Annotated in this window: 22 protein-coding genes, 1 tRNA gene and 1 riboswitch; of the genes, 15 read left to right on the forward strand and 8 right to left on the reverse strand. The window is 40.6% G+C overall.

Features of this window, described 5'->3' with window-relative positions; all coding sequences use genetic code 11:
- Nucleotides 1–352: 352 nt before the first annotated feature.
- The 8 genes from DP73_RS09325 to DP73_RS09360 all read left to right on the forward strand — a co-directional run bounded on the left by DP73_RS09325 (nt 353) and on the right by DP73_RS09360 (nt 11,432).
- Nucleotides 353–934, forward strand: coding sequence for a flavodoxin family protein (locus tag DP73_RS09325; RefSeq protein WP_034599053.1), 582 nt, complete (start codon nt 353–355; stop codon nt 932–934).
- Nucleotides 935–1,024: 90 nt separating this feature from the next.
- Nucleotides 1,025–1,897, forward strand: coding sequence for a DegV family protein (locus tag DP73_RS09330; protein WP_034599054.1), 873 nt, complete (start codon nt 1,025–1,027; stop codon nt 1,895–1,897).
- Nucleotides 1,898–2,074: 177 nt separating this feature from the next.
- On the forward strand, nt 2,075–3,823 hold the full coding sequence (locus DP73_RS09335) for a phospho-sugar mutase (RefSeq protein ID WP_205623377.1): 1,749 nt from the start codon (nt 2,075–2,077) through the stop codon (nt 3,821–3,823).
- Nucleotides 3,824–3,893: 70 nt separating this feature from the next.
- Nucleotides 3,894–4,826: a diacylglycerol kinase family protein gene (locus DP73_RS09340; RefSeq protein ID WP_034599055.1), complete on the forward strand. Its 933-nt coding sequence runs from the start codon at nt 3,894–3,896 to the stop codon at nt 4,824–4,826.
- A 426-nt stretch (nt 4,827–5,252) separates the two neighbouring features.
- Entirely contained in the window at nt 5,253–6,242 is a 990-nt protein-coding gene (locus DP73_RS09345; protein ID WP_034599056.1) for a J domain-containing protein, read from the forward strand.
- 66 nt (nt 6,243–6,308) lie between these two features.
- Complete coding sequence (clpB, locus tag DP73_RS09350) at nt 6,309–8,903, forward strand: ATP-dependent chaperone ClpB (RefSeq protein ID WP_034599057.1); 2,595 nt, start codon at nt 6,309–6,311, stop codon at nt 8,901–8,903.
- A 335-nt stretch (nt 8,904–9,238) separates the two neighbouring features.
- Entirely contained in the window at nt 9,239–9,658 is a 420-nt protein-coding gene (locus tag DP73_RS09355; RefSeq protein ID WP_052090515.1) for a hypothetical protein, read from the forward strand.
- Between the two features lie 4 nt (nt 9,659–9,662).
- Nucleotides 9,663–11,432 carry a UbiD family decarboxylase gene (locus DP73_RS09360; protein WP_034599061.1) on the forward strand — a complete coding sequence of 590 codons (1,770 nt, stop codon included), beginning with the start codon at nt 9,663–9,665 and terminating at the stop codon, nt 11,430–11,432.
- Nucleotides 11,433–11,526: 94 nt separating this feature from the next.
- Here DP73_RS09360 and DP73_RS09365 read toward each other — a convergent pair whose 3' ends face one another.
- Nucleotides 11,527–12,024 (reverse strand): DivIVA domain-containing protein, encoded by a 498-nt coding sequence (locus DP73_RS09365; protein ID WP_034599062.1) that lies wholly within the window; start codon nt 12,022–12,024, stop codon nt 11,527–11,529.
- Between the two features lie 223 nt (nt 12,025–12,247).
- Between DP73_RS09365 and DP73_RS09370 the strand changes: the two genes are divergently transcribed.
- Both DP73_RS09370 and DP73_RS09375 read left to right on the forward strand, forming a co-directional pair.
- A complete protein-coding gene (locus DP73_RS09370; protein WP_034599063.1) occupies nt 12,248–12,457 on the forward strand; it encodes a hypothetical protein in 210 nt (69 codons plus the stop codon).
- A gap of 17 nt (nt 12,458–12,474) precedes the next feature.
- Complete coding sequence (locus tag DP73_RS09375; protein WP_034599064.1) at nt 12,475–12,672, forward strand: spore coat protein; 198 nt, start codon at nt 12,475–12,477, stop codon at nt 12,670–12,672.
- Nucleotides 12,673–12,730: 58 nt separating this feature from the next.
- Here the strand turns inward: DP73_RS09375 and DP73_RS09380 are convergent, their stop codons facing one another.
- The 7 genes from DP73_RS09380 to DP73_RS09410 all read right to left on the reverse strand — a co-directional run bounded on the left by DP73_RS09380 (nt 12,731) and on the right by DP73_RS09410 (nt 18,418).
- Nucleotides 12,731–13,351: a sigma-70 family RNA polymerase sigma factor gene (locus tag DP73_RS09380; protein ID WP_052090516.1), complete on the reverse strand. Its 621-nt coding sequence runs from the start codon at nt 13,349–13,351 to the stop codon at nt 12,731–12,733.
- Nucleotides 13,352–13,494: 143 nt separating this feature from the next.
- Nucleotides 13,495–13,956, reverse strand: a complete 462-nt coding sequence (gene ribE / locus DP73_RS09385) for a 6,7-dimethyl-8-ribityllumazine synthase (protein ID WP_034599066.1) — start codon at nt 13,954–13,956, stop codon at nt 13,495–13,497.
- Nucleotides 13,957–14,011: 55 nt separating this feature from the next.
- Nucleotides 14,012–15,214, reverse strand: coding sequence for a bifunctional 3,4-dihydroxy-2-butanone-4-phosphate synthase/GTP cyclohydrolase II (locus DP73_RS09390; protein WP_034599067.1), 1,203 nt, complete (start codon nt 15,212–15,214; stop codon nt 14,012–14,014).
- Nucleotides 15,215–15,249: 35 nt separating this feature from the next.
- Entirely contained in the window at nt 15,250–15,903 is a 654-nt protein-coding gene (locus tag DP73_RS09395) for a riboflavin synthase (protein WP_034599069.1), read from the reverse strand.
- Nucleotides 15,904–15,923: 20 nt separating this feature from the next.
- The gene (ribD, locus tag DP73_RS09400) at nt 15,924–17,042 is read right to left on the reverse strand and encodes a bifunctional diaminohydroxyphosphoribosylaminopyrimidine deaminase/5-amino-6-(5-phosphoribosylamino)uracil reductase RibD (RefSeq protein WP_052090530.1); all 1,119 of its coding nucleotides are present in this window, start codon (nt 17,040–17,042) and stop codon (nt 15,924–15,926) included.
- Nucleotides 17,043–17,178: 136 nt separating this feature from the next.
- A riboswitch (FMN riboswitch) is annotated at nt 17,179–17,292 on the reverse strand.
- Nucleotides 17,293–17,360: 68 nt separating this feature from the next.
- Nucleotides 17,361–17,900 (reverse strand): GNAT family protein, encoded by a 540-nt coding sequence (locus DP73_RS09405; protein ID WP_034599070.1) that lies wholly within the window; start codon nt 17,898–17,900, stop codon nt 17,361–17,363.
- Nucleotides 17,901–18,341: 441 nt separating this feature from the next.
- Nucleotides 18,342–18,418 (reverse strand) — tRNA-Pro (locus DP73_RS09410).
- Between the two features lie 335 nt (nt 18,419–18,753).
- Between DP73_RS09410 and DP73_RS09415 the strand changes: the two genes are divergently transcribed.
- The 5 genes from DP73_RS09415 (at nt 18,754) to acsC (ending at nt 26,574) form a co-directional block, all read left to right on the forward strand.
- Nucleotides 18,754–19,614, forward strand: coding sequence for a DegV family protein (locus tag DP73_RS09415; protein WP_034599072.1), 861 nt, complete (start codon nt 18,754–18,756; stop codon nt 19,612–19,614).
- 470 nt (nt 19,615–20,084) lie between these two features.
- Nucleotides 20,085–20,849 carry a P-loop NTPase gene (locus tag DP73_RS09420; RefSeq protein WP_034599075.1) on the forward strand — a complete coding sequence of 255 codons (765 nt, stop codon included), beginning with the start codon at nt 20,085–20,087 and terminating at the stop codon, nt 20,847–20,849.
- Between the two features lie 68 nt (nt 20,850–20,917).
- Nucleotides 20,918–22,936 carry an anaerobic carbon-monoxide dehydrogenase catalytic subunit gene (gene cooS / locus DP73_RS09425; RefSeq protein WP_034599076.1) on the forward strand — a complete coding sequence of 673 codons (2,019 nt, stop codon included), beginning with the start codon at nt 20,918–20,920 and terminating at the stop codon, nt 22,934–22,936.
- 16 nt (nt 22,937–22,952) lie between these two features.
- On the forward strand, nt 22,953–25,133 hold the full coding sequence (gene acsB, locus DP73_RS09430; protein WP_034599077.1) for an acetyl-CoA decarbonylase/synthase complex subunit alpha/beta: 2,181 nt from the start codon (nt 22,953–22,955) through the stop codon (nt 25,131–25,133).
- A gap of 115 nt (nt 25,134–25,248) precedes the next feature.
- Complete coding sequence (acsC, locus tag DP73_RS09435) at nt 25,249–26,574, forward strand: acetyl-CoA decarbonylase/synthase complex subunit gamma (protein ID WP_034599078.1); 1,326 nt, start codon at nt 25,249–25,251, stop codon at nt 26,572–26,574.
- Nucleotides 26,575–26,638 lie beyond the last annotated feature (64 nt).

A 26,638-nucleotide genomic window follows, 5' to 3' on the forward strand; every position in this document is an offset into this window, starting at 1 on the left:
AGATACTTGTAATTTTTTCGAAAAAAGTATATAATCAATTGTTAACTAAACGGAAAGGAAGAATGCTTATGACACAACAAGATCAATTAATGATTAATGCAATTTTGGAGTCTGTGGGACTAGAATCAATCAAGCCTACTCAGACCCAAAGGCGAATTCATGAAAAAGGATAAGTAATATAAGGTAGTTACAGAAAGGGAGCGGTATTTTGACCCGGATTCTAATCCTAAAGTGTAACCTAATTAACTTAGACCCATTCGGAAAAAGCCAAATATGAAAGCGAGATTCTTAAGAGCTAAGAACCTCGCTTTTGTACTTAGTGAGAGTAATTTATAGAATGGAGTGAAGTCATATGGCTTTATCAGTTTTAGGTATAGCCTGTAGTCCGCGGAGAAACGGTAATACGACCAGATTATTATTAGAAAGCCTAAAAGATGCTCACGCTGAGGGACATCAAGCAGAGTTGATTTATCTGACAGATCTTAAGATTAACCCTTGCCAAGGATGCGGAGCTTGCTCTGCAAAAGGAGTTTGTGTAATTCGTGATGATATCTTAAAACTCCAAGACAAGTTGGTAAACTGCAATCGCTTAATTATTGCTGCTCCGATATATTTTATGGGGATTAATTCTCAAACAAAAACTATGATTGATCGAATGCAAACCTTCTGGGCGCGTAAATATCTTCTCAATCAAACATTGGTTAAGTCGGTAGGGCCTGAGCGAAGGGGTTTGTTTATTTCTACAGCAGGAACAATGTTGCCCAATGTTTTTGAATGTGCAGAGCGCTCTATAAAGACTTTCTTTCATATGTTGGATATTCAATACACTAAGGCATGCTTATATAGTGGAATTGATCAGGCTGGTGATATTGAAAAGTCCCCTGATGCATTCGTAGAAGTACATAGAGCCACTCAATCGTTGCTGATATCCTAAATATTAGAAAAACTTATCTAGTCGAATCATAGCTCATTGTGTTATACTAATTATTACAGTATTATGCTTTTATGAAAGGAACAAAGCTTCATGCGACAAAACTCAGACCCTAAAATTGCGATTGTCACAGATAGCACAAGCGATCTTAATAAAGACATGACCGAGGAACTTGGAATTGAAATTCTTCCATTGCATGTTGTTTATAAAGATCGAGAATATCTTGATGGGCTAAATATCAGTCCGAATGAGGTATATGATAATATGGATGTTGAAGTTCCCACAACATCTCTACCATCCCCTGCAGAAATTTCAAATTTGTTTAGCCGACTGAGAGATGAAAACTATACCCATGTTCTCTCTATGCATATATCAAGTGGTCTAAGCGGCACTTACGAGACAGTAAGTCAAGTTGCAAGAGACTTTAAAGAAATGAAGATCGAAGTTATGGATTCAAAAGCACTTTCAATGGGCCTGGGTTTTCCCGTTTTGGAAGCCGCTAGAAAACTTCAGACCTCTACTGATTTTCAAGAAATAGTTAAGTTAGCACAAAACGTTTCCGGCAAAACCAAACTATATTTCGTCTTATCTACATTAGAATATCTTAAACGTGGTGGACGTATTGGATATGTATCCGGTACTATAGGTGAGCTACTTAATATTAAACCGATTATTTCCATAAATTCAGAAGGTAAATATATTACATATGCTAAAGTCCGAGGACGAGATCAATCTCTTAAAAAATTATTTGATATTTTGATTGAAAGCACTCAAACAGGTCAATATCTGGTGGCTATTGTACACGGTGGGGCTGAACAGGAAGCGCGCAAGCTCTGGCAAAAAGCCAAAGAACTACCCAATATCAAAGAATTGTTCTTTAACCAGATTAGCCCGGTGATGGGCGTTCACACAGGCCCTGGGCTTGTAGGTGTTATAATCTCTCCTGTTGTTACAGCTCAGTCTTAGACTGAGCTTTTTGTTTACTGACTAATTACTATTAACACTAAAAATTATCATCTAGCATTAACTAAGTTGTTAAACTAAGTTTCGGTATGCTATACTCACTTAATAGGGAAGATTATCCAGTTGCTGGGGCTTCTTTCAATCGGAACAAAAATGAAATACAAAAAGGAGGATTATTGGGTGAGCATTCAAGATAGATATCGCTTATGGTCGGAAAATTCCTACTTTGATGAAGAGACAAGATTAGAACTCAAAAACATTACCGATCCACAAGAAATTGAGGAGCGTTTTTATACGGATTTAGAATTCGGAACAGGTGGCCTAAGAGGGATTATTGGCGCGGGCACAAATCGGATGAATAAATATGTCATCCGAAAGGTAACCCAAGGTTTAGCAGAATGTGTTTGTGATTTAGGGGAAGAGGGCATGAAGCGTGGAGTCGTTATTGCCTACGATTCCCGGAGGTTCTCACCTGAATTCGCACTCGAAGCAGCCTTAGTGCTGGCACGTAATGGAATCAAAGTATATCTGTTTGAGGCACTGCGTCCCACGCCGGAGTTGTCTTTTGCTGTACGCTATTTACAGGCTTTAGCAGGGATTGTAGTTACTGCAAGTCACAATCCAAAATCCTATAATGGTTATAAAGTATATTGGGAAGATGGTGGTCAGGTACCGCCGGCGAAAGCAGATCAAATTCTTGCTCGTATTAACGCTCGTGAGAGCTGGCTTGGTATTGAGACTCTTTCAGTTGAAGAAGCTAAACAGCTGGGTTTACTGCAAATAATCGGTCAGGATATTGATGAGCCTTATCTTGCCCGGGTTCATGAGCTGGCACTATATCCTGAACTTGACAAAGAAAAAGGGAAAGATCTTCAGATTGTTTATACCCCTCTGCATGGAGCAGGAAATATGCTGGTTCGAAAGGCACTGGCTGAACTTGGTTTTAGTTCTGTCACTGTTGTAGCAGAACAAGAGCATCCCGACCCTAACTTCACGACGGTTCCCTATCCCAACCCTGAAATTCCAGCAACTTTTGAACTTGCTCGAAAATATGGTAAGGCTCTTGAGGCAGATTTATTACTGGCGACTGACCCTGATGCTGATCGCTTAGGAGTTGCTTTACGCACTCCTGAAGGGGACTATCTGCAGCTTACCGGAAATCAAATCGGAATTATTCTAACTTATTATATTTTATCTCAGAAGAAAGCCTTAGGAATTCTACCAGACAATGCAGCAATCATCAAAACAGTGGCTTCAACAGACTTGGCAGATCAAGTTGCGCAATATTTTAATGTACGCGCAGAGAATGTACTGACTGGGTTTAAATTCATTGCTGAAAAAGAAAAGGAAATGGAGGAAGGCGGATGGGGTTCCTTCCAATTTGGCTTTGAAGAGAGTTATGGATATTTAGCTGGGGACTTTGTTAGAGATAAAGACGCAATTATAGCTTCGGTTATCTTAGCTGAAGCGGCACTTTATTATCAACAAGTAGAAAAGCGTAATTTCTTTGCCGTTCTTGATAGTATCTATCAACAATTTGGTTATTACCTAGAGGATCAAGAATCCCTGACTTTCGAAGGTAAACGTGGTAAAGAAGAAATGGCTTTAATAATGGATTCTTTTCGTAACTTGGATATCCATGAAATGTGTGGCATCTTGATTGGAAGAGTAGATGATTATGAACAGAGAATAGGAAAAGACTTAAGAACCGGTGAGAACTATTCTCTTAAACTTCCCCGCTCCAATGTCTTAAGGTATTCTTTTGCAGAGGGAGGATTTGTGATGGTACGCCCCTCAGGAACGGAGCCGAAAATCAAATTTTATTTCTCCGTAAAAGGAACTACCTTGGAGGAAGCTGAAGATTTACTTCATGGTGTAAAAGAAGATGTTATGTATCGGATAGCTAAAATTAGAACTGGTAAATTATAATAAAGGAATTTTATAGTAAACGTCGAATTCTCCCGAGATGAGGCGCTACCAAAAGGGGAGAATTATCTAAATGCATAAAAGTAGCCAATGGTTCGCTATTGTTAATCCACATTCCGCGAACGGCAAAACGCAGAAACGATGGCCGCATTATCATAAACGTTTACTTGAAGAAGGATTTCTTATTGATTATACATATACGACTGGACCGGGAGAGGGTACCCGTATCACCCGAAATCTCTTAAAGGACGGGTATACACATATTATCTCCGTGGGAGGAGACGGAACCATGAATGAGGTGGTCAACGGTTTCTTCTCAGATAATCGCCTTATTAATCCACAGGCTGAACTGGCTGTTTTTTCACATGGTACTGGATGTGACTTTATTCGGACATTACAAATTCCCAAAGGGATTGAGGGTTTTATCCAAATCTTAAAACGAGGCAATAAGCGTCAAGTTGATGTTGGGGAAGTACTCTTTTACGATAACTATGGAAAGCAGCTTCAAAGATATTTTCTCAATGTTGCTGATGTTGGTTTAGGTGGGGAAACAGTCGCACGGGTTAACCAACAAAGTAAACTCCTTGGAGGGAAGCTCTCATTTCTAATCGGTTCAATTATAAGCATTTTTAAGTATCGCAATAAAATGATGAGCTGTGAAATTGATGGAAAGGTCGTCTGCAGTGGTCGCCTTAATAGTATTATGGTTGCCAACGGTCGTTATATCGGCGGTGGGATGATGATCGCTCCACATGCTGAGTTAGATGATGCTCTATTCGATATTGTGGTTTTAGGCGATTTCTCAACTTGGACAATATTAAGAAATATTCCTAAGATTTATCGTGGAACCCATCTGAAAATTCCTGGTGTTGGAGTATATAGGGGTCAATCCGTGGCAGTATCATCTGATCAAAGGATTTTGCTTGATCTGGATGGAGAGCAGCCCGGACAAGGTCCTATCCAGTTTAGACTTATGCCAAGTATACTTTGTTTATGGGGATATTAATGTTAATCAATTCCGGAGGGGCAAGGAGGGGCCTTGAGAAAATCTGGCCCTATAATCAATGTTTTTATGCTAAAAACGATCTTTTTCCACAGGCCAAACGGAAAAAGATCGTTTTTGCTTCAATGTATATAGAAGTGAACTGGGGATGAGAAATAAGATTAGGATATTCAACTTGAAATAGTTTATTCCCAAATTCATTATGATAACCTAACCTATCCTAATTCGCCCTAAAGGTCAATATTGGTCAAGAAAATGTCTGACCAATATTGACCTTTAGGTGTAAATGGACTATAATTTGGATAACAAGTAAAAATTACTGAGAATCTTAAGATAGTATAAAATCTAATAAAGAATTTTAAGATGGAAATTTGTTGGGAATAGTTATTCTATAAATAGTACTTAAAATGAGTTGATGAGGTGATTTTTATGGATTTTAAAGATTACTATGTCAGCTTAGGTGTTTCACCTGACGCCGACGAAAAGACAATAAAAAAAGCGTATCAGAAATTAGCTAAAAAATATCACCCCGACGTTAATCCTGGAGATAAGGGTGCCGAAGAGAAATTTAAAGAGGCAACAGAAGCCTATCAAGCAATCAGTGATCCTGAAAAACGTCGTAAATACGATGAACTCCGTCAGGATTACCAGCAATGGAAAGCACGGGGAGGCAGAGGGGACTATAATTGGGATCGTTGGCAGTCCAACCCTAGTGGTGGTAGTGGAGGATATACCTACACTATGTCTCCGGAGGATATAGCAGATCTGTTCGGTGGTACAGGTAGAACCGGAGGGTTCAGTTTTGGCGGGGAAGGATATTCGGATTTCTTTTCTACGCTTTTCGGGGGAATTGGGGGAGCGGGACGGGGGTTTGGCGGAGGTGCTACTGTTGGGCGTTCTCGACCAGGTCAGGATCTAGAAGTAGAGGTTCAAGTAACCCTTGAAGAATCTTATGCCGGAACTACAAGAGTCGTTAAAACCGGTGATAAACAAATCGAGGCCAAGATTCCAAAGGGTGTACGAACTGGTTCAAAGGTAAGGCTATCAGGTCAAGGTGGAGCTGGGATATCTGGCGGCCCGGCAGGCAATCTATATTTAATCATAACCGTTAGTCCTCATTCGAGTTTTGTTCGAGAAGGGGATAACTTAAGAACCGAAATTCCAGTTGATTTTTATAGAGCTATTCTCGGCGGGGAAGTCAGTATCCGAACATTCGATGGGGAAGTCTTGCTAAAAATCCCCCCACTTTCCCAAAGCGGAAAGAAATTTCGATTAAAGGGCAAAGGAATGCCAAGTTTAGAAAAGCCCACTCAACAAGGAGATCTTTTTGTTGAAGTCACAATCAAGCTGCCCGAGAATATGAGTGATGCAGAGCTTTCAACCCTGCGTGAACTGGCTGCTAATCGTGGTATAAAGTAGGTATAAAGCAATTTGAGTTAATCCCTCGAAAACTATTTACCAGCTTGAAAAAGGAGTGAGTACATTATGTCATTTGACACAAATCGTTTTACCCAGAAATCTCAGGAAGCAATATCGGAAGCCCAAACAATGGCCGAGAGAAATGGAAACAGTCAAGTAGAGCCTGAACACCTTTTGCTCACTTTATTAGAGCAAGGTGATGGAGTTGTTCCTCAGGTTTTAACGAAATTAGGTGTAGCAGTTGGGAGTCTAATCTCGACGATTCGTCAAGAGATTAACCGTTTCCCGCGAATTAGTGGAAGCAATGTGCAAATGAGTATCTCTCCTCGTCTAAGAACTGTATTGGTGGCAGCTCATGATGAAATGGCCCCTTTTGGGGATGAATATGTAAGCACAGAACATCTCTTGCTTGGAATTTGGGAAAAATCTGGAGGGGCAGCGGAAAAAGTACTCAAGCAAGCCGGGTTGACTAGAGAAAAATTACTCCAAGCCCTGCGTGAAATCAGAGGGACTCAGCGGGTTACAAGTCCAAACCCAGAAGGAACTTATGCAGCCCTTGAGCAATATGGACTAAATTTAGTACGACAAGCAAGGCGAGGTCGACTTGATCCGGTTATTGGCCGTGACGAAGAAATCCGCCGAGTTATTCAAACTCTTTCCAGACGGACTAAGAATAATCCGGTTCTCATTGGCGAGCCGGGGGTAGGGAAAACGGCGATTGTTGAAGGCTTAGCCCAAAGAATTGTTAGGGGAGATGTGCCTGAAGCAATTAAAGATAAACAGGTGATTTCACTTGATATGGGAACTTTAATTGCCGGGGCAAAATATCGAGGAGAATTTGAAGAACGGTTAAAAGCAGTACTAAAAGAAATCCAAGATCGAGATGATGTAATCTTATTCATAGATGAGTTGCATACTGTGGTTGGTGCAGGAGCAGCTGAGGGCGCCATGGATGCCAGTAACATGCTTAAGCCAATGCTCGCTCGGGGAGAACTCAGCATGCTGGGGGCTACAACACTCGCTGAATACCGCAAGTACATTGAGAAGGATGCTGCTCTTGAGAGACGATTCCAACCGATTATGGTTGATGCACCTACGGTTGAAGATACTATATCGATTCTGAGAGGTCTTAAAGAACGCTATGAAACTCACCATGGGGTACGAATCACCGATGGCGCAATTATAGCTGCAGCAGTGTTATCAGATCGCTATATTAGTGATCGCTTTCTTCCAGATAAAGCAATTGATTTAATTGATGAAGCTGGTGCGCGGATGCGTATGGAGATTACCAGTGATCCCTATGAATTAGATCAAATAAAGCGGCGAATGATGCAGTTAGAAATTGAACGGGAAGCATTGAAGAAGGAAAAAGATGAAGCAAGTAAAGAACGCTTGGCAAAGATCGAAGAAGAGCTAGGCAATCTAAAAGAAGAACGCTATGGAATGGAAGCTCAGTTGCAAGGGGAACGTGAGACTCTGGTTAGAATTCAACAACTTAAAGAAGAAGTTGATCGATCCCGAACCTTAATGGAGCAAGCCCAACAGCAGTTAGACTATAATAAAGCTGCAGAACTTCAATATGGTATAATTCCGAGCTTAGAGAAAGAACTTAAAGCTACTGAAGAGAAGCTTCAAGTTAAGAAAGACACTTTATTAAAGCAGGAAGTCGTAGAACAAGATATTGCTGAAGTCGTTGCAACCTGGACTCATGTTCCGGTCACTAAACTTTTGGAAAGTGAGATGCAAAAGCTTGTACAAATGGAAGAACGGATTCATCGAAGAGTTATTGGCCAAGAAGAAGCTGTCCGCGCTGTAGCTGACGCTGTTCGTCGTGCACGTGCCGGGCTGCAAGATCCCAATAGGCCGTTAGGATCGTTCCTTTTCTTAGGTCCAACAGGTGTTGGCAAGACAGAATTATCGAGGGCCTTAGCAGAATTTTTGTTTGATGACGATCAGGCAATTGTAAGAATTGATATGTCCGAGTATATGGAAAAGCATACTGTTTCACGATTAATTGGAGCTCCTCCGGGATATGTAGGTTATGAAGAGGGCGGACAACTTACAGAAGCGGTACGACGTAAACCTTATAGTGTTATACTGTTTGATGAAGTAGAGAAGGCTCATACGGATGTTTCAAATGTTTTACTTCAGCTTTTAGATGATGGAAGATTGACGGATGGACAGGGAAGAATCGTTAATTTTAAAAATACTGTAGTAATCTTAACCAGTAATATTGCCAGTCCGTCAATTCAAGAGCTGACTCAACGTAATGCTAGTAAAGAGGAAGTTAGAAACACTATTAACGGAGAACTCCGACACTATTTCCGGCCAGAATTCCTTAACCGTCTCGATGAGATAATAGTCTTCCATCCACTCGGCCGGGAGCATATTGGTCAAATTGTCGATATCCAGCTCAATCAGTTGCATAAGCGTTTAAGCGAAAGGAAATTGACATTGGAGCTGTCCTTAAAGGCGAAAGAGCAACTCACTAACGAGGGATATGATCCGGTGTACGGAGCAAGGCCACTTAAGCGAGTAATCCAACAGCGGTTGCAAAACTCCTTAGCGCTTAAACTATTGGAGGGGGAATTCAAGGAAGGACAAAGGATTCTGGTAGATATAGATGAGTTTGGAAACTACTCATTTACCAGTAAAGAATAGCATGCCAAGATATTAATCTTCAAGGATTAGGGAGTTAGTTATGCCTGCACTCCCTAATTCTTTTTTATACAGTCAGAAAGTATAAACTTGCGTTATATACTGCAAGAAGATTTAATACGTGCGAAGCCAGTGTCTTCGGGCGCTAGCCAAGTTTTCTAATGGTTTTTTTAAAGGGCTTAGGGGAATGATTTTATAGATTGCCAGTTAACTTTATGATTGGTTATGATAATTACCTTTCATAAAACTTGGCTCTAATGGAGACAAACTGTATAATGTAAATAGTAAGGCGAAAAGCAAGGTGAAAATAGCAAGCAGTATAAAGTGAGGAGAAGCATGTGCTTGATTTAAGTTCCATCCATATCCCTAGTTGGCAGGGTCGAGAAGGAGAAGGGCGTTGTCAGATTTCCTTGACTTTACATAATACAGGGGATGGGATTAATGGGCTGCTTATCGGCGGGGAAAGACCTCATATTGGAGGAGTTGTAATGGCTCTGCCTAGGCCGAGTCTTCGAGGAGAAGGATGGAGTGCTGATATTTATATCACGCCAGTGCCAGGTCATAAAGATATAGAAGTTGCTAAGAAAGTTGCTGCGGTATTGGCTAAAGAACTCCAAAACATAGTTGTAATAACAGCCGGAATTCACTCGGATGAGCTAAGTCCTAATGAACTGAGTAAGATAATAGGTCATTGTGATACATTAACTGAAGCAGCCCTTGCTGCTCTGAAGTTAGACAAAACAATCATTAAGAGGTGACATTGTGCACGAAAATTTGCGGCATTTTATTGAAACTCTGCGGCGAGAAAAGCAAATCATAGAAATTGAAGCAGAGGTAGATCCATACCTTGAATTAGCAGAGATCCACCGTCGCGTTATTGATGAAGAAGGGCCAGCTTTGCTGTTTAAGCGAGTAAAGGGCAGTTCTTTCCCAGTGGTAACAAATTTATTCGGAACTCGTGGTCGTGTTGATTTAGCTGTTGGACCTAGACCTGAAGAAATTGTAAAACGAGCTGTTGCAGCCCTAAATCGACTGCTTCCACCGAAACCCTCTATACTTTGGCAAGAAAAGGATTGGATACTATCTTTAGCGAAGAGTGGTCTGCGAACTATCAATTCCAAGAATGCTCCCGTTCTAGAAATAAAAGCTAGTTCGATAGATTTAAACACTCTACCTGTTTTAACCAGTTGGCCGGAAGATGGTGGACCGTTTGTTACCTTGCCCTTAGTTTATACAGAACATCCAGTCACGAAAGAACACAATTTAGGGATGTATCGGATACAAATATACAATTCTAAACAAACAGGTATCCATTGGCAAATACATAAGGGTGGAGGATTTCACTATCATGAAGCTGAACGATTAGGACAGGATCTGCCCACGACGCTCTTCTTAGGCGGTCCACCTGCACTGGTTCTTTCGGCAATAGCCCCTCTCCCCGAGATGTTGCCAGAGCTAATTTTCACGTCTTTTTTGATGGGGGAGAAGCTATCAAAAGTTAGGGTTCCTTCACATTCTCATGCCCTCATTGCTGAGGCGGAGTTTGCAATTTGTGGTACGGTTCCAGCACATGTTCGTAAGCCGGAAGGTCCATTTGGTGATCATTATGGTTATTATTCACTAACTCACGATTTTCCGGTTTTTAATATTAATGCTGTATATCATCGACGGGATGCAATTTATCCGGCAACGGTAGTAGGAAAACCCCGGCAGGAAGACTATTTCATTGGAGAGTATTTACAGTCATTATTATCGCCGATGTTTCCTGTAGTAATGCCTGGAGTTAAAGCTCTTTGGACCTATGCGGAAACGGGGTTTCACGCTTTGGCAGCTGCTATTGTACGTGAGAGCTATCATCGAGAAGCGTTAGCTCATGCCTTCCGGATCTTAGGGGAAGGGCAGCTTACTTTAACTAAGTTTTTGATTATTACGGATGTTCAGCTTGATTTACAAGATTTTAGAACTCTCCTTGAAATAGTATTGGAGCGTTTTGAGCCGGAATCCGACCTTCTAATCTTAAACGATACTTCTATGGATACATTGGATTATACGGGGCGACATCTTAATCATGGAAGCAAGGCTATCATGCTTGGTCTAGGATCGCCAAAACGAGAGCTTCCGCGTCAGATTGAAAATGTTATATTACCGGGAGTACTTGGAATTAAACCCTTTTGTGCAGGTTGCTTATTAATTGAAGCACCTTCATTTAGTAATACTCCTGAACTTGCTCAGGAGGTACTGGGGCATCTTCAAAATGAGGTTCTTAATAATTGGCCCCTGGCAATTTTGGTTGATGATTTAGAACTTGCATCAGAGAGTTCGGGTTTTCTATGGCAGGTCTTTACCCGCTTTGATCCTGCCCATGACATTTATGCCCATACAGAAATACTTAACCATCGCCTAGTATACCGGGGTCCTATTCTTATTGATGCTCGCATGAAACCGGGCTATCCCGGTGAAGTAGTCCCGGATGAAGCGACTGTCAAACTTGTAGATCGGCGCTGGAAAGAGTATGGAATTAAAATTGGTTAGTTAAGTCTAAAAACCTTCTCAAAGCTTAAAGGCAGAACCCTTGTAATTATTAAACAAACAAGGAGTTCTGCCTTTAAGCTTTGGGGGATTTGTTTTATTTCAATAGCTCTTTTATCATAGATAAATATTCATCAGCCTGATCGATCAGGGTTTGAATTTCGGACTTTTGTTGAGAAAGTTGTTGAAGTTGTTCCTCTACCTGGACAATTTCGAGCCGTCGTTCAATAAGTCTTGTATCAGCTTCGATTTCTTTTGACTCAAGTTGTTGCTTTGCTTCACTTAAGATGGTATCACTTTGAGTCCGGGCAGATTGAATAAGCTCTTCGGCTTGTTTGGTTGCTTCATCTTTAATTTGGTTGGCAGCTCTTTGAGCGCTTACAAGGGCATCTCTCAGATCCTTTTCGATCTGTTCATAATATTTGACACGATTTGCCCATTCTGAGTTTTGTTCCCTTAAGCTATTAATTTGTAAGCGAAGTTCTTTGTTGGCAGCATGTGCTTCAGCTAATTGACGTTCAGATTCCGCCCATGCTTGATCAACGGCATCTGAATCATAACCTCGAAATCCCCGCTTGAAGTCAGGCGTCTCCAAATGTTATTCCTCCATTTCTTAAGAAGCCAATATTGGGTAATATATAATCATTAATACAGAATATTACGTCTCATTCCAGTTTAACTCATTAAATACTACCTGTCTAGTAAGCAGGTTTTTTCGAAAAGTTTAAGTTAATTTGTTTGAGCTGCGAATAATTTATTGCATATTTACACATCCTGAGACTGTTATGTAAACTAGTTTTTTAAAAGGAGGGATTTAGATGCAACTAAGTGATATGGAAGTAAAGAAAGTCCTTGACCGAGGCATGTTAACCAGAAGTTTAATTGAAAATGAAACCGCCATGAAAAAGTGCCAGATGTATAATGAGATGGCAAAAGACGCTGCAGTTAAGGGGTTTTTTAAAGAACAGGCTAAAGGCTTAGAAGATGTAATAGGATATTTTAAAAAGGGAATGGTAGAACTTCAATAGAAAAGGAGGGATATATTATGAGTCAATTTTCAGATTTAGATATGTTATATGATTATGAAAAAGACGCTTCGGCTGCTGCTATGGGTTATATGACATTGGCTACACGTGCTCATCATGCAAATTTAAGAGACATATACTTACGTTTAGCTAATGAAGCAACTAATGCCCATAGTAAAGTCAGTAAATTAATTAGTCAAAGTGGTGGAATTGCTTAGTAAAGCGTAAAATAAAGAACCGGGAATCGAAAAATTCCCGGTTCTTTATTTTGCTTTTTTAGCCAGCAACATTGCGTGAACGATAGAGAGCTGTCTTATGACGTATGCGTTGAATAGCGTTATCTAAGGATTTTGGATGAAGTCCTAAATTTTTAGATACCTCCCGCTGTTTGAATCCCTGTATAAAATAGTGTTCAAACACTAAACGTTCTAAATTTGACATGTTTTTATTTAGATCATTAATCATTGAATTGACCTCATCATTGGCGATAACCATTGAAGCAGGATCTTCAGCAGTGGGCAATAACTCTAAAAAGCTTGTTTCATCAGACTCAGAAATCGCATTATTTAGAGAAAAAGCTTCATTAAGATTAGTGTGTTTTTGGCGTGTATACTTACGCAGGCTATCAATTAGTTTGCGTTTTATGACCATTCTTAAAAAGTGAAGAAAGGGAATAGAAGTATCTTGGTCATAAGACATTATTGCTCGATAAATAGCAATTCTGCCCTCTTGCAATAAATCCTCATAATCTGCCCGAGGTAAATAATATTTTGCTGCAATCATACGAATCTCTGGTTCATAATAAAGTATAAGCTCATTTAAAGCATCTTTATTGCCGGAGCGCGCTGCTTCAAGCATGGCAGTCTCCTTATTCTGGTTGCAAATGTTTGAAGTCATGGCACTCTCAACTCCTTGTCAATAAATTGCATTCACCTATCAGAGTTTAATAAAGTTAATGCAATTTGACAAGGACAATTTAGTGGACAATACTCCATGATTTGCCACTAGAATACTTAAAGCAGTCTATGTCATAAGATTGCCTAAAAGGATTTCAACAAATTTACAGTTTCAATGGCAGTCATAGCTGCATCAAATCCTTTGTTGCCTGCTTTTGTTCCAGCTCGTTCAATAGCTTGTTCAATACTATCTGTTGCAATAACTCCAAAAATTATCGGCACCCCGGTTTGTAAGCCGACTTGAGCAATTCCTTTGCTAACTTCATTACTAACGAGATCAAAATGTGGAGTGGCTCCACGAATCACAGCACCTAAGCAGATGACTGCATCATACTTTTTAGAGAGTGCCATTTTCTGAGCAACTAAAGGAATTTCAAATGCTCCGGGAACCCATGCTATTTCAATGTCACTTTCCAGAGCACCGTGGCGGTGTAAACCGTCAATGGCTCCACTAACTAATTTGCCTGTAATAAACTCGTTAAAACGTGCAGCGATAATTGCGATTTTTAATCCTTGAGCGATAAGGTTTCCTTCATAAGTCTTCATAATCAATATCATCCTTTCTGATCAAGAGCATAGTTTTACTATTAATAATTCAAGGCTAACGTACTTCTGATAAAAAGTGTCCCATTTTTTGTTTTTTGGTACAAAGGTATTTAGTGTTTTCCGGTTTACTTGAAATTTCTAAAGGAACTCGTTCTACAACATCTAAACCGTAACCTTCTAAACCAACAATTTTTCGTGGATTATTAGTCATCAAACGTACTTTAGAAATTCCAAGATCCGCTAATATTTGAGCACCGACGCCATAGTCGCGCAAATCTTCAGGAAAACCTAAGGCCAGATTTGCTTCGACGGTGTCTTTTCCTTCTTCCTGTAGTTTGTAAGCTCTTAATTTATTTAACAAACCGATCCCCCGGCCCTCTTGGCGCATATAGAGCAGAACACCGCGACCTTCCTGTTCGATTTCTTCCATAGCTGCGGCCAATTGATCACCGCAATCACACCGCTTAGAATGGAAAACATCCCCAGTCAAGCATTCAGAATGTACTCGGACAAGAACCGGCTGCCCATCATCGACAGTCCCTTTAACTAAGGCGATATGTTCTTCGTTATCTAAGATGCTCAGGTATCCTACGGCACGGAATTCACCGAATCCGGTAGGAAGCTGAATACTCTCAACTTTTTCAATTAGTTTTTCGGACTGGCGTCGATAGCTGATAAGATCTTTTAAAGTAATTAATTTAAGATTGTGTTTTTTCACAAATAATTGCAGGTCAGGTACTCTGGCCATTGAACCGTCTTCATTCATAATCTCACAGATTAGACCAGCAGGCTGAAGACCGGCGAGACGAGCCAGATCCACAGAGCCTTCTGTGTGACCAGCACGAGCCAGTACTCCTCCTTCACGAGCTTGAAGTGGGAAGATGTGACCTGGACGCTGTAGGTCGCTGGGTTTGCTGTGAGGATTCACTAGAACTTTAACAGTCTCGGCTCTTTCGAAAGCAGAGATCCCCGTGGAGCTAGTTATTGCATCAACACTTACCGTAAAAGCTGTACCATGAGGATCTGTATTATTATTAACCATCTGCTCTAGCTGGAGGGAGTGTATTCGATCTTTTGTCAAGGGAACACATATTAATCCTCGTCCATAGGTAGCCATAAAATTAATTGCTTCAGGAGTAGCCATTTCAGCGGCCATGACTAGATCCCCTTCATTTTCACGATCCTCATCATCAACCATAACTACCATCTTTCCTAGACGTATATCCTCTAAAGCCTCTTCAATTGTATTAAATGACATAGCACTCACTCCTTACTTTTCAAATAAATATATTCTTAAATAAATCCATGCTCTGCTAAAAAACCCAGCGAAAGGTCTGGTTTCTTAGTGCTTTGGTTAGTGTTTAGGCCCATAAAACGAGCAACGTATTTTCCAATCAAGTCTGTCTCAAGGTTAACACCGGCACCAATTCCTTTTATCCCTAGAGTTGTTTCTTTAGAAGTATGTGGAATAAGTGAAACTGTGAAATAGTCTGCTACTACATTGATTATTGTTAGAGAAATCCCATCAATAGCAATTGAACCCTTAGGGAGCATAAATGAGAGAAGTGCAGGCGAAGCATTGATTTCATAGACTTGGGCGATTCCCCATGGGACAATTCGACGAATGCTGCCGACTCCATCTACATGCCCGCTAACTAGATGTCCACCTAAGCGTGTTTGAAGCTGTAAGGCTCTTTCTAAATTAACACGACTACCACTTTTTAAATCAGCTAAATTGGTTTTTGCCAGGGTTTCAGCCATTACATCTACGGTAAATTCATGGCTGTTAAGATGAATAACAGTTAAGCAGACACCATTGACAGCAATGCTATCACCAATCTGAGTGCCATTCAGTACTTTAGTACCTTCAAGCGTAAGTTGACCAGAATCAGGCAAAAGTCGAAGACCACGGACGATGCCTAGTTCTTCTACAATACCGGTAAACACATCAATATCCTCCCTAACCGTCAAACTTTTGGTTGGATATACCCTGTAACATGCAAGTCGCCAGTGGACATATCAACACTAAGGTCATTGAGATTTATGGCCTCAGCCATGCGTTCAATATGAAGACCTGAGAGGGGAGAAGGCCCATTGCCTCCAACCAGTTTAGGTGCGATAAACAATTCTACCTTGTCGACCAAATTCTCTTGCAGCATTGCACCCGCTAAGCCGCCGCCACCCTCAAGAAGAACACTTGTCCAGCCGTTTCGTACCAGATCTCGCATAAGTTTCTTTAAGGGGACATAACGTTCACTGTCATATTGCCACACATCGACGCGAGGCAGAGAGTCCAAACGCTTAATTTTTTCATTTGATGCTGACAATGTAGTAGCTATTACACAGTGACTGACAAGAGAAGAAGTCAGAACTTCTGCATTTTCATTGATACGTAAACAGCCGTCAATTATTAATCTGATAGGATCTTTTCCATTTAAACCTCGACATGTAAGAGCGGGATTGTCTTTATGGACTGTTTCACTTCCTACTAAAATAACATCGCAGCGGTCTCGAAGTTGATGAACAAACTGTCTGGAGGCTTCATTACTTATCCAACGAGAATCTCCGGTTTCTGTGGCAATTTTTCCATCTAAAGTCATTGCCGATTTATAAATAACAAAAGGGAGACCTGTTGAGATAGATTTTATAAATACTTCGTTGAGACGTTGTGCATCTAGATTCATCAATCCTAAATCAACTTGAATACCCGCTTCGCGCAGTCGGTCAAGACCTTGACCGGCGACCAGTGGATTTGGATCCATCATAGCAACAACAACTCGTTTGATTTTGGCATGGATTAAGGCGTCAGCACAGGGCGGTGTTCGGCCAAAGTGGGAACATGGCTCCAAGGTTACGTAAGCCGTTGCACCATTTGCTTGCTCTCCTGCGGCTGATAGAGCGTGGACTTCAGCATGAGGAGTTCCTGCCTTATGATGAAAACCTTCTCCGATAATTTGGTTATCTTTAACTAAAACACAGCCGACTAAGGGGTTCGGGCTAGTCCTGCCCATCGCTTTGGCTGCTAGTTCAAGAGCTCTTCTCATAAACTGTTCGTCACCGGAAGTTGAAGAACTTACTTTTTGCATGGAAATTTCCTTTCTTAATATTTCATTTAGTGTCTCCAAAACCTTGAAAATTAAGGGGTGGAAAAACAAAAAAACACCTCTTCCTCTAGGTGTTGAATAAGATACAGCTCAAATAAAGCGTATGTACGCAATTAGACTGTTCCTCTTCTCATCCAGACTATACTGTCGGCCCTGGAATTACACCAGATCTGCCATAAGGCTCGCGGGCTTTACCGCCGGTAGGGAATCTCACCCAACCCCAGAGGAGTATTACGATTATTGAATTTATTATAGTTTACTCCACGCCTCTGATTTTAGCAACCCTCTTAACAATTTTCTTTAGTTACCATGCAGAACTAAAAACTCACTTTTTAACAAGCCCATGAGAATGACGTCATGATAGCTTCCTAATACATAGCGTGCTTCGCGTAGACGACCTTCAATTTTAAATCCGACTTTTTCGTAGGCCTTAATAGCTCTGAGATTGCCATCCCAAGTATCCAACGAGATTCTGTGTAAGTTCCATTGCGTGAAAAGATATCGTGCAAAAACGATCAAGGCATCAGTACCATAACCTTTTCCCCAAAAGGATTTATTACCGATCACAACAAAGAGGGTCGCAGATCGACTGGGTATATTAAGCTCCTTAAAACCAATTGTTCCAATAAGATGATTATTTTCATCAAGTATAGAATACCTGTAACTATCAGAGGAATCGTCAAGGAATTTAATCGATATCTGCTCTTTATTTAAGAGAGTATTTAAAGGCCATGCACCTGTAGCCCATAGATTGACTTCTTGATCATTATACCATTGATATATTTCATCAATATCATCTTCCTCAACTGGTCGCACTGAAGTTTTTAAACCATGCAGCATGATTAACGACTCCTTATTATATAGATAGGTTGTAGTATTCTTCTATAGTATATACCCTTTATATCCCCTATAACAGTGAATGGGTAAAAACATTCTGTTATTTATCAAAATCAGCAAAATATAATATCTATAATATTTAAAATATAATTATTATTTTGTAAAATTGCATTGAATAGTAATAAATTTTGTACTTTGAGAAGTTCTAGAAGAAAGAGATCTTAAGTAGATATTTAGTGGGGATTTAAATAATAAAGTTTAACTAGTTTAAAGATGAAAGTGCTTTAAGATACACATTTAAATTAGTGAGTTATTAAAATTTTGTATTATGGTTGAAGCGACAAATAGGAGATTTGACAAAAACCGCGTTTTTATCAAATCTCCCATGAGTATCAAGTAATATTTTAATTAAGAGTATTATTTATTGAATTTAAAAAAACAAGATGGTCGGGGCGACAGGATTCGAACCTGCGGCCTCTTGGTCCCGAACCAAGCGCGCTACCAAACTGCGCTACGCCCCGACTTTTTAAGAACGATTATCATATTAACAAATGAAATTCTATCTGTCAACATTATTTTATAAAACTGTTTAAGTTACTTAAATAACTGAAATTTCAAGTAAAATAAAACTAAAATGAATGACAATTCATTGATTAATTCATCCTGATATAATAGAATACCTCTATAGCAGAGCGTTACCACTATTTCCAAAAATGTTAAATATAACTTGTTAAATGGAATATGTTAGGGTATTAATTCTGAGTTGAGATTGCGACACCTATTATTTTAAGATATACTTTAGACAAGCAATAAATACAGATGTTTCCAATGGTTTATACATAAGGAGAGAAAAGATTTGAGGAAAATAGGGATTGTCATGGACTCTACAGGATATTTATCAAAGGATATTTTAGATCAATTTCAGATTTGCGTTGTACCCCTTAATGTAAATATTGGGGATGAAACATATCCTGAGACAGAATTAAGCAATAGTGTTTATTTCGAAAAGTTAAGTCGGATATCTGGTCTTTCAACAACATCTCAACCTTCTGTTGGCAAGTTTTTAGAAGCTTATGAAGCGATGTTCGCAGAAGGTGTCGAAGATATCATAAGTATTCATATTTCTTCGGCCATCAGTGGCACTATCCATTCAGCTCAAATGGCAAAAGAGTTAGCTTCTAAGTCAGATATTCATATCTTTGATTCTAGATCATCGGCTTTAGGACTGGGTGTGTTAGCCTGGGCTGCTGCCGAATGGGCAGGGCAGGGTCTTAGCGCTATTGAAATTATGGAGCGTTTAAAAAGCCTTGTACATGATACAGAGCTATATTTTATAGTCAATACTTTGGATAACCTTAGAAAAGGTGGTCGAATTGGTGGAGCAGCTGCATTGGTCGGGACTTTACTTCAGATAAAGCCGATTCTTTACTTTAATGATAGCGCACATATTGATGTTTTTGACAAAGTTCGTTCCCGTTCCAGGGCGTGGCAATGTGTACTCGACGAGTTGATACGAGCCTTAGCCTCAGGAAAACGCTATAGGATTTGTGTAATGCATGTAAATATACCCGATGAAGGGGTAATTTTGCTGAACGAACTTAAGGAACGTTATCCAGAGCATGAAGTTCGTTTGTTTGAGGCAGGCCCTGTCATCGCTACACATGTTGGAGCAGGTGCATTTGGATTAACGTTTCATCCGTGGCCTTATTTAGATTAAGGATATTATTCAGCTATCACGGTTTCTAAAAAGGAGGTGAACCTCTGAGATTAACCTGTGAGTGATAGGCTCAATCAACAGGGATTCTCAAATCTTGAATTATGTAGACCTCGTAAGGTATTAAGAGTTGAATTCTATAAGTAACGAAGAAAGAGTTATTGTCATTTGTTCTAAACCCAAAAAACAAATGAACTGGTGTATCAGTTTTAAGTTAGTGTTAAAACACATGACTTAACCTATATATATCAGTTTATAGTATAAATATCAAAATATACAGAATATTGTGCTAATAATTGCTAGATTGTCTTGATAAATTAGATTAATATTGTAATATTGAAAAATTATATACAATAAAAAATATATTCAGAAAGTTTGCAGGATTTAGCCAACAAAAAAAGAATACATAATTAATAAAATCGCAAGATTTTGATAATGATTTTGTGTTTTCGCTGTAAAGGAGTGGAGGCTTGTTGAAAATAGCAATTTCTGGCAAAGGTGGCGTTGGTAAGACTACCTTTGCTGCTAATTTTGCCCAATGGCTATCCCATAAAGATATTTCCGTTTTAGCGGTTGATGCTGACCCGGATGCTAGTTTGGGAACTATCTTAGGAATACCTGATGATACCCTGGCTAATTTAAAACCTATTGTTGATATGAAAGAACTAATTGAAGAGCGTATGGGGGGGAGTGGCACCTATTATCCCCTGAATCCTAATGTAGATGATGTTTTAGATGATTACAGTGTTTCTTTAGGTGATCTTAGATTCTTTCGCATGGGCAATGTAAAGGGCGGAGGAACCTCTTGTTATTGCAAAGAAAACAGCTTTTTGCGGGCTTTGGTTAATTCACTGATCCTTGGTGAAAAAGATACTGTTATTTTAGATATGGGTGCAGGAATCGAACAACTTACCAGGGGAACGGCATTGGGTGTTGATGTTTTGGTTATTGTTACTGAACCCAGTAAAGTAAGCGTTCAGACTGTAAAAGTTATTCAAAAACTTGCTGCAGAGCTAGGTATACCTCGAGTCCTTGTCGTCGGCAATAAAGTTCGTAATTCTAAAGATGAAAATTTTCTTAGAGACCACTTTCCTTCAGAACAGCTTATTGGCATCATCCCTTACAGTGACGAGCTGTTGGAAATGTCCTTAAATACAGGTAATCTTGAATTGCCTGGCGGGTCTCTGGGAGTTGAGCTCAATACAATTTATCAAAAAATCGTTGACGAAGGGAGATGACAGAGGTTTCGTAGTAAAGATGTGAGTATTTGTCTGAGACAAGATTTTAGAAAAGAGGAGGGTGTAATATGCCTAGATATCGGGATTTAACCCATACCGCCCGACCATCCGATGCACCACGAGTCGTAGATCCGAAGAATCCCATTCGTACAACCGACCCAGGTGCCCTTCAAATGTTGGACATGATTAAGGATAAAAATATTGAGACGGTTTATGATCGGGTAGTTGCTCAACAACCTCAATGCGCATTTGGATACAAAGGAATTTGCTGTCGTATCTGTATTGCTGGGCCTTGTCGGGTTAAAAAGGATGATGGTCCTGGCAGTCGTGGAATTTGTGGTGCTTCTGCTTATACTATTGTATCGCGTAATATAGTTCGAATGATTGCCGGAGGAGCTGCATCTCACTCCGAACATGCACGTCATGTATTGCATACAGCTCATGCCTTAGTCGACGGACATGCCGGCGATTATGAAATTAAATCTCCCGAAAAGCTTCGTAAATTAGCACAAAAGTTGGGAGTAGAAACTTTAGATCGTGAAGATAAGGACATTCTTCGAGATGTTGTAGAAATTGGGTATGCAGACTTCGGGCGCTATCAGGATCGACCTTTGGCCTTCCTGGATTCTTTTATGACAGAAGGACGGCGTCGGAAATTCCAACACACTAATATCATGCCGAGAAATATTGATGGATCTATTACAGAGCTTATAGCCCAAACAGCTATGGGTGTTGACAGTGACCCAGTTAATATCATCTTTGGCGGACTAAAAAGTGCTCTTGCTGACCTTGGCGGAGAATATATCGGAACAAACCTAAGTGATGTGTTGTTTGGCATCCCGCAACCTATTGTTTCAGAAGCTAACTTAGGGGTAATTGATCCTAAAATGGTCAATATTGCTGTGCACGGGCATAATCCTGTTTTAAGTGAAATGGTAGTTGCCGCGGCACGGGCAATGAAGGCGGATGCCGAAAAGGCAGGAGCTGAAGGCGTTAATATCGTAGGGATCTGCTGTACTGGAAATGAGTTGCTCATGAGGGAAGGTGTTTACCTAGCTACCTCTTCTGCTTCGCAAGAAATGGCTATCCTTACTGGTGCTCTCGACGCAATGGTTGTAGATATTCAATGTATCTATCCGGCTGTCCAAACCCTTGCTGAATGTTACCATACAAAGGTAGTTACAACAGAAGCGATTATGAAAGTTCCTAGTGCTCAACACATTGCCTTTAATACCAATTCGGCCATGGAAGATGCCAAGAAGCTTATCAGAATTGCAATTGAAGCATACAAAAATCGTGATCCTAAGAAAATTTCTATACCGAATGAAAAACATAAGCTTGTTGCAGGTTTCAGTGTGGAAGCCCTTACTGAAATCTTCTCCAAAATCAATCCCGAGCGTCCGATCTCAGTGCTCACTAATGCAATATTGAGTGGCCAAATCAAAGGGGTTGCACTAATGGCTGGCTGTAACAACCTTAAACGTGCCCAAGATGAATCCCACAATATTGTTCTCAAAGAGCTTGTGAAAAATGACGTTTTTGTTATTTCTACCGGCTGTTCATCAGGAGCATTTGCCAAATTTGGCTTAATGTCACCAGCGGCCGTGGATACTTACGCCGGCGAAGGACTAAAATCCTTTATTCAAACCTTAGAAGCTGCAAATCCCCAGTTGGCAACAGGCCTGCCGCTAGTCTTCCATGTGGGTTCTTGTGTGGATAACAGTCGTGCTGTTGATTTAGCTGTTGCCATGGCCAACGAACTTGGAGTGGATATACCTAAAGTTCCGTTTGTTGCATCTGCTCCTGAGGCTATGCATGAAAAAGCAGTTGCGATTGGATCTTGGTGCGTAACTATGGGGCTGCCTACCCATGTTGGTTCCTTGCCTCCTGTTGAGGGCAGTGACCTTGTCTATGGTATTACGACTCAAATTGCCCATGATGTTTTTGGCGGCAACTTCATATTTGAAGTTGATCCTGTCCTTGGAGCATCAAAGCTAATCGATGCTTTGGAGTATAGAACTTGGAAACTAGGCATTCATAAGCAAACAGCGGAAAAAAATGAGACAGCATTAGCTCAAGGTTGGTAAGAAAGGAGGAATGTATATGTCTATGGAGGAAATTTACGCAGACGCAATTAAGGATCCTAATAATCAGCCTAAGAAACTCTTACGCCGAGCCTACGATGGTACTACCATTGCGATGACCTATGCGGAAATCTTATTAAACCGGGCAATTAAAGATTATGGTACAGAGCAAGTAGTTGGTTATCCAGATACAGCATATCACCTTCCGGTTATCACCTGTCTTTCTGGAGAAAAGGTTACCAAATTAGGTGAATTGGTTCCGATTCTAAACCGCATGCGCAGTCAAATTCGTACTGATTTAACGTTTGACAACGCTCGGCTATGGGGTGAGTCCGTTCTCTATGCTGCGGAAATAATTGAAACACTTAATTATTTGCGTGGGGAGCAACCAAAAGTTAAACCTTGGACAGGATTCCTTGGTGACCCGATAGTACGAAAACATGGTATTAAGATGGTAGACTGGACAATTCCTGGTGTAGCGGTCATTTTAGGACGGGCAAAAGATTCTCAGGCCGCTAAGAAAATTGTCGATAACCTTATGGGAAAAGGATTCATGATCTTTCTCTGCGACGAGATCATCGAGCAATTGCTTGAATTAAACGTAAAAATCGGAGAAGACTACATTGCTTTTCCTGTAGGAAACTTTACTCAGGTTATCCACGCTGTAAACTATGCCTTCCGTGCAGGTCTAGCATTCGGTGGGATTCCAGCGGGAGAACGAGAAAACCATCGTGATTATCAACGTCGTAGAGTCCGGGCTTTCGTCCTCAATCTTGGCGAATTAGATGATGTCAAGATTGCCGCATCAATGGGTGCAATCTTTATGGGCTTCCCAGTTTTAACGGATCAAACCCTTGCTGAAGATATGCAAATACCAGACTGGTATATCTCTGAACCCGATTATGAGAAGATAGTCCCCTTGGCTATGGAAGTTCGTGGAATTAAGTTGACCAACATCGAACTACCAATTCCGATTAACTTTGGACCGGCGTTTGAGGGTGAGACGATTCGTAAGGGAGATACCTACGTCGAATTTGGTGGAGGAAGAACAACAGCTTTTGAGTTAGTCCGTATGGTTGGGCCCGATAATATCGTTGACGGTCAGGTCACGGTAATAGGTCCCGACATTGATACTGTTCCGGAAGGAACCAAACTTCCCTTGGGACTTAAAATCGATATATATGGACGTAAGATGCAGGAAGATTTTGAAGGGGTTTTTGAACGTAGAATTCACTATTTTGCTAACTATGGTGAAGGTGTTTGGCACGTGGCTCAACGTGATTTGTGCTGGGTGCGGATATCTAAAGATGCCAGAGCAAAAGGTTTCTTAATGAAACACTTTGGGGATCTGTTGATTGCTAAGTTAAAAGAAGAATTCCCGGCAATTATTGACCGTGTTGAAGTTACTATCATGCTTGAACAAGCTGCGGTTGATGAGGGCATTGCTCTTGCGCGCGAACGTTATAGAGCTCGTGATGACCGCATGAGGAGCTTGACTGATGAGTCCGTTGAAGACTTTTACTCCTGCTTGCTATGCCAGTCCTTTGCTCCTAATCATGTTTGTATTGTTACTCCAGAACGGGTTGGACTATGTGGTGCTGTTAGCTGGCTAGATGCAAAAGCATCTCACGAGATAGCCCCTAACGGACCCAACCAACCAATCCCCAAGGGACCAGCCATTGACGAATTAAGAGGCATGTGGCAATCCTGTAATGATTATCTGTATAAGGCTTCTAACAATACTCTGGAAGAGGTCAACCTCTATACTCTAATGGATAGGCCCATGACTTCTTGCGGATGTTTTGAAGCTATCATGGCAATTGTTCCTGAAGCAAACGGAATTATGTTAACAACCCGTGAACATTCTGGAATGACTCCCTGTGGTATGACCTTCTCCTCTTTGGCTGGAACTTGCGGTGGTGGAATGCAAACTCCAGGCTTTATGGGAATTGGAAGAACTTACCTCCTCAGCAAAAAGTTCATTCCTGCCGATGGTGGAATCGCGAGAATTGTTTGGATGCCTAAAGAGCTAAAAGATTTCTTGCGTGAAGACTTTGTTCAACGCTCAATTGATGAAGGCTTGGGTGCAGACTTCATTGATAAAATTGCGGATGAGTCAGTCGGTACAACTGCAGAAGAAATCGTTCCTTTCCTTGAGGAAAATGGACATCCATGCTTTGGCCTTGACCCTCTAATGTAAACTGCATTATTGAAACTATGGCTATCGCCTATGTCTAGAACTAGGCGCTAGCCAAGTTTCTAATGACCTTACAAGTCTGCTTCTTATCCTAGATCGATTAGAAAGGGGATTTAAAATGGCTCTAACAGGTTTAGAAATCTATAAACAATTACCCAAGAAAAACTGCGGAGAATGTGGAGTGCCAACTTGTTTAGCCTTTGCTATGGCATTGGCTTCGGGAAAAGCTGCTTTAGATTCATGCCCATATGTAACCGAGGCAGCCAGAGAAAACTTAGATTCTGCAGCAGCCCCCCCAATCAAAGCCATAAAATTCGGTAAAGACTCTGTTCTTGGTGATGAGACTGTTCTTTTCCGTCATGATAAGACATTTTATCATCCTACAACTTTGCTGATTCATATCTCCGATTCCCTTAGTGATGATGAATTAAGCGCTAAGATTCAAGAAATAAAAGGCTTAGAATTTGAACGTGTCGGACTGCAATACTCTATCGACGGTGTAGCGGTCGTTCAAGAATCGGGAGATGCTGCACGCTATGCTAAGGTAGCCGCTACTGTTGCTGAAGCTACTGATAAATCATTGCTTTTATTAAGCAACGATGTAGCTGCATTAAAAGCCGCCTTAGAACCTTTGGCATCCCGGAAACCACTTATCGGTTCAGCAACCGCGGACAATTATGAGGCTATGGTTAATCTGGCTAAAGATAACTCTGTTCCTGTGATCATCAAGGCAGATGGTCTAGAAGCTCTCGAAGAACTTGTTACTAAAGCACAAGCTTTAGGGTATAAAGAATTTGTCTTAGATCCCGGTTCAAGAACTACGGTTAATACCCTTGAAAATCTTACCCAGTTCCGGCGTTTAGCTATTAAGAAGAAGTTCCGCCCCTTTGGCTTCCCGGTCATTGCCTTTACAGGTAACCAGGATCCTATGGAGGAAATAATGGAAGCCACAGTTTATGTGGCAAAATACGCTAGTGCTGTTGTGTTAAAAACCAGTAAGAAAGCTCATCTGCTACCCTTAATGACACTTAGACAAAACATTTACACTGATCCTCAAAAGCCAATTCAAGTAGAACCAAAATTACACTCCGTAGGTAATGTTGATGAAAATTCACCATTCTACATTACTACTAACTTCTCCCTGACCTACTATAGCGTTGAAGGTGAAGTGGAAACTTCCAAGATTCCAAGTTATATACTCCCAATAGATACGGATGGTACCTCAGTCCTTACTGCCTATGCGGCAGGTAAATTTGAACCGGAAAAAATCGTTGAAGCAATGAATGCCAGTGGTATCGCAGATAAAGTAAAACATCGCAATATCATAATTCCGGGGTATGTGGCAGTAATATCAGGCAAATTATCTGAACTATCCGGTTGGAAAGTAGTTGTCGGGCCACGTGAATCCAGCGGAATTGTATCATTCTCTAAAACTCTGTCCTAAGACTTTGCAATAGGCTATGAGAGGGAAGAAAGATGTTTTTATAGGATTGATTACACTAATGGGA

It is taken from the genome of Desulfosporosinus sp. HMP52, from assembly GCF_000765145.1.
Lineage (GTDB): Bacteria > Bacillota > Desulfitobacteriia > Desulfitobacteriales > Desulfitobacteriaceae > Desulfosporosinus.